Annotated in this window: 1 protein-coding gene; it reads right to left on the bottom strand. The window is 69.5% G+C overall.

Going from position 1 to position 616, the window contains the following annotated elements:
• Nucleotides 1-220: 220 nt before the first annotated feature.
• Nucleotides 221-616 (bottom strand): phospholipase domain-containing protein (locus AC1DZC_RS20100; RefSeq protein WP_477044506.1); only part of this gene is annotated, 396 nt, incomplete at its 5' end.

Genomic DNA, 616 nt, shown 5'->3' with positions numbered 1-616 from the left:
CCCACCAGCACCCGGTCGACCAGGATCAGCACGAGCAGCGACTTCACGCCGTACATGGCGAATCGCTCCCAAAACTCCATCGCCGCAAGCGACAGGAAGCGCGGGTCCAGTATCTTGACGTCCGCCGCCGCGTCTTCGCCCGATTCCATCTCGCCCGCCCTCATCGAGCGGAGCCCTAGGCAGGCTTGGCAACATGATGATGACAGTAGCGGGGGACGGCTCAGCCTGGATGCGGGAAGGCCAAAGCGGGTTCGCTGATGCCGGGCGCGCCGGTCTCGACATGCCCCGCCAGGCGCAGGCGTACCCCATTCTCCGCGGTCAGCATCAGATCGTACCAGCGATGGTCGGCGAGCGTGACTGGCCGTTGCGCTTTCGCGCCCGCGGGCACCGCGACCTGCTCGCTGGTGCCGCGATGGGCGCAGTGCAGCGTCATGGCGACCGCGTCATCGCCGCGATTGGCGAGGCGCAGCGTGCCGCCTGTCCCATCCTCACGCCAGGCGAGTGCCGCCTCGACCCGCGGCGCGTTCCCATGGCCTCGGAACTCGCGGTGGAAACCGTCGGGCCCGCGCACGACGATCGCATGCGGCCGGTCCCGGCGGAGCGGCCAGGCTTCCTC

It is taken from the genome of Cellulomonas sp. P2_B4 (genome assembly GCF_056404795.1).
The sequence above is the reverse complement of the archived record's forward strand: the minus strand, read 5'-3'. Positions and strand labels throughout refer to the sequence as shown.